This is a genomic window from Gammaproteobacteria bacterium, from assembly GCA_027296625.1.
In the GTDB taxonomy this organism is placed as follows: Bacteria; Pseudomonadota; Gammaproteobacteria; order JAKEHO01; family JAKEHO01; genus JAKEHO01.
This window is the reverse complement of the sequence record JAPUIX010000073.1, coordinates 1-5,251: the sequence shown is the minus strand read 5'-3', so window position 1 is coordinate 5,251 and position 5,251 is coordinate 1. Positions and strand designations below refer to the sequence as shown.

The window sequence follows — 5,251 nt, the reverse complement described above, 5'->3', positions numbered from 1 at the left end:
CCCCGAAAGGGCGACCGAATAACACCTACGCTTGCGATACCGTCAGCTTAGGTAATGTCCCACAGTCACGCCAAGTTAGGTGGGCGAATCAACAACACGGCCAACTTACGCCGCTGCGTTGGCATCACCACCCTCCCGCAGGATGCGTGCAGCCTGCACCATATTCTTGAGTGAAGATTCTACCTCGGGCCAGTCACGCGTCTTTAGACCGCAGTCAGGGTTTAGCCAAAGTCGCTCTGCCGGGATATGCTGCTCCGCCTTTTGAATCAACCTTACCATGTCTTTCACTGGGGTGACCCGAGGAGAATGGATGTCGAAGACGCCCGGGCCAATCTGGTTTGGATATTCAAACCCAATAAACGCCTCAAGCAGTTCCATATCCGAGCGCGACGTTTCAATCGTGATGACATCGGCGTCCATGTCAGCAATGGCCTCGATGATATCGTTAAACTCCGAATAACACATGTGAGTGTGGACTTGGGTATCATTCCTGACGCCCCCAGCGGCAATCCGAAAGGCCTTCACTGCCCAGTCCAAATAGGGCTTCCATTCCCCTTGTCTCAACGGGAGCCCTTCACGCATGGCCGGCTCATCAATCTGGATTATCTTAATACCCGCTTTTTCCAAATCGACCACCTCATCCCGAAGCGCTAACGCTATTTGCAAACAGGTGTCCGAGCGCGGCTGGTCATCCCGTACAAATGACCATTGCAGGATAGTCACGGGGCCAGTCAGCATACCTTTTACAGGTCGGTCCGTGAGCGTTTGCGCATAGGTGCTCCATTCTACTGTGATAGGCGCCGGCCGACTGACATCTCCGAAGATGATCGGAGGTTTCACGCAGCGCGAGCCATAACTCTGCACCCAGGCATTTTGCGTAAAAGCAAAACCGGCGAGTGCCTCGCCAAAATATTCGACCATATCATTGCGTTCAGCCTCTCCATGCACGATCACATCGAGCCCGTACTCTTCTTGCTTGCGCACCACATGTTCAATCTCGCTGCGTATCCGCTCAACATAGGTCTCTCGGTCAAGCTTACCATTCTTGAAGTCGCGCCGCGTCTTGCGGATCTCGGTTGTCTGTGGGAATGACCCGATCGTTGTGGTTGGAAACTTAGGTAAGCGGAGTTTCTCCTGCTGAAGCAGAATGCGCGAGGCAAAAACATCCTTGCGGCGCGCCATTGCATCATTGACTTGATCGAGGCGTTCTTCCACTTCAGCGTTGTGGATACGCGGCGATCTGCGTCGAGACTGAATAGCTTGACTTGATGCCGCGAGCTTATCGGCGACTGCATCACGTCCCTCCGTCAATGCCCGCTTCAGCGCAACGACCTCATCCAATTTTTGCTTCGCAAAGGCAAGCCATGATTTCAATTCTTCATCAAGCTTATCCTCCAAATCTAAATCCACTGGACAATGCAACAGTGAGCACGAAGGAGCGACCCACACGCGATCACCGAGCCGCTCTGCCGCCCGTTCGAGCTGGGACAAGGCGTTATTCAGATCCGTTCGCCAAACATTGCGTCCGTCTACGGCACCGAGCGACAGCACCATGTCGGAAGGCATCAGTTCGATGACGTTCTCAAGTTGATTCGGGGCACGAACGAGATCGATGTGCAGTCCATCGACCGGTAGATGGGTTGCCGTGACGGCATTATCTGAAAGATCACCAAAATAGGTTGAGAGCAAGATTTTTGAAGTTGTGCCTTGCAATACTTTGTAGCACTTTTCAAAAGCAGCTTGCCACTCAGACGGCAGGTCGAGTACTAAGATGGGTTCATCCATCTGTACCCACTGTATGCCTTGGCTCGCAAGTTTCTCGAGAATCTCTCGATATACGGGTAACAAGCCATCCAGAAGCCCAAGCTTGTCAAATGCCCCGGTCTTGATTTTCCCGAGCCAGAGATAAGTCAACGGTCCAATGAGCACGGGTTTCAGCGCATGGCCCGCCGCCTGTGCTGTTTTAATTTCTTCGAAAAGCGAATGGGATGCGATCCGGAATGCCTGCTCGGCCCCAAACTCCGGTACGATGTAGTGATAATTCGTATCAAACCACTTGGTCATCTCGCAGGCGGGCACGTCCTCACCCGTTGGCGCACAGCCTCGGGCCATTCGAAAATAGGTATCAAGCGGCACATCATCTTCGATATTGCCAAAACGCGGCGGCACCACACCGAGTAGAACGGACATATCCAAAACCTGGTCGTACCATGAAAATTCACCAACCGGGATCAGATCTAAGCCTGCTGTGGCCTGTTGTTCCCAGTGTTTAGCGCGAAGGCGCCTGCCGGTATCCTCAAGCTCGGCGCGAGAGATCGCGCACTGCCAGTAACTTTCTAACGCCCGCTTCAGTTCGCGCTTTGCCCCGATACGCGGAAATCCAAGATTATGTGCAAGCGCCATGCTGGGTCCTCCCGTCCAGATTAAAATCGGCAGACAGTTTGATGGCCGAAAGAATCGGGATCAAGGGCTATTTTGCAAGACGCCGTTCAGCGCACGTTCGCCCGGATCCCGGGCGCGCGGTTGGTAATTCTTTCGCTTTGTGACAGAGGTCACATTATCCATGGATCACTGGAACCTCCATGGCAGTCATCCACACCTTCCCCGGCAGAAAAGTAAGTCACTGATTTACGAATAGTTCACAGCTTTATCCCCAAGCTATACCCTAATAATCCCCCGCGATTTCACAGCCTCACCACAGTATATTGTGTTTTAATTACCCCTTGACCACACTCTATTGTGGTGCTATACAGGGCATTATGTCTCGAAGATAAACGTGTTTCTAAGGTTTCCCACAAGGCCGAAGAGACGGCAAAAACAATCCGTTCCGACCCTTGAGGAGGGGCAACAGATGGAGGTTGACAAAATAACGAGCGCCACGGCCGATGCGCCGTCCACCATAGCGCCAACGCACGATAACGGGGGAAATGCCGCGGGATTGGACAATCTCAAAGCAGAGCTCGCTGCCAACAGACCAGGTGAATTTAGGGTCATCCGTCGCAACGGTAAGGTGACGACATTCGACCCAAACAAAATCATGGTCGCCATGACCAAAGCCTTCCTCAAGGTAGAGGGTGGCACCGCCGCGGCGTCTAGCCGGATCCATGAAACCGTCGCCCGGTTAACCGAGCAGGCAGTGAACGCCATCACCCGGCGCATACCAGGCGGTGGGACGACGCACATCGAAGACATCCAAGACCAGGTTGAGCTCGCACTCATGCGTTCAGGCGAGCATAAGGTTGCCCGCGCCTACGTCATTTATCGCGAAGAGCGCACGCGCGCGCGCGCCCAAAGGGAACAACTGAAGAACGATCGCCAGGACAAAACACCAACCATAACGACGAAACTCGCCGATGGCACGAAAAAGCTCTTGGATATGGTGCGCCTTGAAGCGATTGTTACAGAGGCCTGCCGCGGTCTTGATGAAGTCGATGGGCAAGTCATCCTTCAGGAGACATTACGCAATCTGTTTGATGAGATCCCGGACGACAATATAGGTCCAGCGCTCGTGATGAGTGCGCGGACCTTGATTGAAAAGGAGCCAAATTATTCTTACGTTGCCGCTCGCCTGCTTCTAGACAACGTGCGTCGCGAGGCGTTGACGTTTATCGGCTTAAGACCCTTTAAAGCTACGCAGGCCGAAATGGCAAAGCGCTACCCGCGGTACTTCAAAGACTATATCCGGCGCGGTGTTGACCACGCCCTTCTCGATAACGAATTGACGCGTTATGACTTGGAGTTACTTGGTAATGCGCTGAAGCCGGAAAGAGACCAGCAGTTCACTTATCTGGGACTCCAGACCCTTTACGATCGTTACTTCATTCATCACGGGGGCACGCACTTTGAGCTGCCACAAGCATTCTTTATGCGCGTCGCGATGGGGCTTGCCATTAACGAATCCAAGCGAGAAGAACGAACAATTGAATTTTACAACGTGCTTTCATCCTTTGATTTTATGAGCTCGACGCCAACATTGTTTAACGCCGGAACGCGGCGTCCGCAGCTCTCAAGTTGTTACCTCACGACCATCCCTGATGATCTAGATGGTATCTACAGTGCAATTAAAGATGACGCCCTCTTGTCAAAGTATGCTGGTGGCCTTGGCAATGATTGGACGCGTGTGCGTGCCATGGGTGCTCACATCAGGGGGACGAATGGTAAGTCTCAGGGAATTGTTCCATTCCTGAAGGTTGCTAACGATACAGCTGTTGCAGTCAACCAAGGCGGTAAACGTAAAGGGGCCATGTGCGCCTATCTAGAAAGCTGGCATCTCGACATTGAAGAATTTTTGGAGCTTCGAAAAAACACCGGTGAGGACCGCCGTCGTACACATGACATGAACACTGCCAACTGGATTCCTGATCTCTTCATGAAACGGGTGAACTCGGAAGCTCAATGGACCTTGTTTTCGCCCGACGAAGTACCTGACTTGCACGATCTTTTCGGCGAAGCATTTGAAAAGCGCTACGCCGAATACGAAGAAATGGCTGCGCAAGGAAAGATTAAGAATTTTAAAGTGATCAACGCCGTGGACCTATGGCGCAAAAAGCTATCCATGCTCTATGAAACAGGTCATCCCTGGATGACTTTCAAAGATCCTTGCAATCTTCGCTCGCCGCAGCAGCACATGGGCGTGATTCACTCGTCCAACCTATGTACAGAAATTACGCTGAACACATCCGATGATGAAATCGCCGTGTGTAACCTGGGATCAGTGAATCTTGCCCACCATGTCGATCACAATGGCCTCAACACCTACAAACTAGAGAACACCGTAGACACTGCGATACGCATGTTAGATAACGTCATCGACGTGAACTATTACAGCGTAAATCAGGCGCGGCGCTCCAACCTGAAGCATCGACCGATAGGGTTGGGCCTTATGGGCTTCCAAGATGCCCTCTACAAGCTCCGCCTGCCTTACGCCTCGGAGGCGGCCGTCGAGTTTTCCGATCGGACCATGGAAGCAATCAGCTACTACGCCATCAAGGCGTCCACAAATCTTGCCGCAGAGCGTGGGCCCTATGCGAGTTTTGACGGTTCGTTCTGGAGCCAGGGGATCCTCCCAATCGATTCCGTTGATCTCCTGAAAAAAAGCCGTGGCGACTCTTTGAAGATTGATCGCTCTACGACGCTTGATTGGGACGGGCTCCGCGAGCGTGTAAAGACGGTAGGTATGCGCAATTCAAACTGCATGGCCATCGCCCCAACAGCCACTATCTCCAACATCTGTGGGGTCACCCAATCCATT

General features: G+C 52.6%; 2 protein-coding genes. One reads left to right on the top strand and one right to left on the bottom strand.

The window, feature by feature from the left end:
* Window positions 1–105: 105 nt before the first annotated feature.
* The gene (metE, locus tag O6944_04200) at window positions 106–2,403 is read right to left on the bottom strand and encodes a 5-methyltetrahydropteroyltriglutamate--homocysteine S-methyltransferase (protein MCZ6718342.1); all 2,298 of its coding nucleotides are present in this window, start codon (window positions 2,401–2,403) and stop codon (window positions 106–108) included.
* A gap of 448 nt (window positions 2,404–2,851) precedes the next feature.
* Between metE and O6944_04195 the strand changes: the two genes are divergently transcribed.
* Window positions 2,852–5,251: ribonucleoside-diphosphate reductase subunit alpha (locus O6944_04195; protein ID MCZ6718341.1), on the top strand; the 2,400-nt coding region annotated here is incomplete at its 3' end.

Excerpts from the sequence above, each read along its gene's own strand:
- metE (MCZ6718342.1), bottom strand. The coding sequence starts at position 2,403 with ATGGCGCTTGCACATAATCTTGGATTTCCGCGTATCGGGGCAAAGCGC.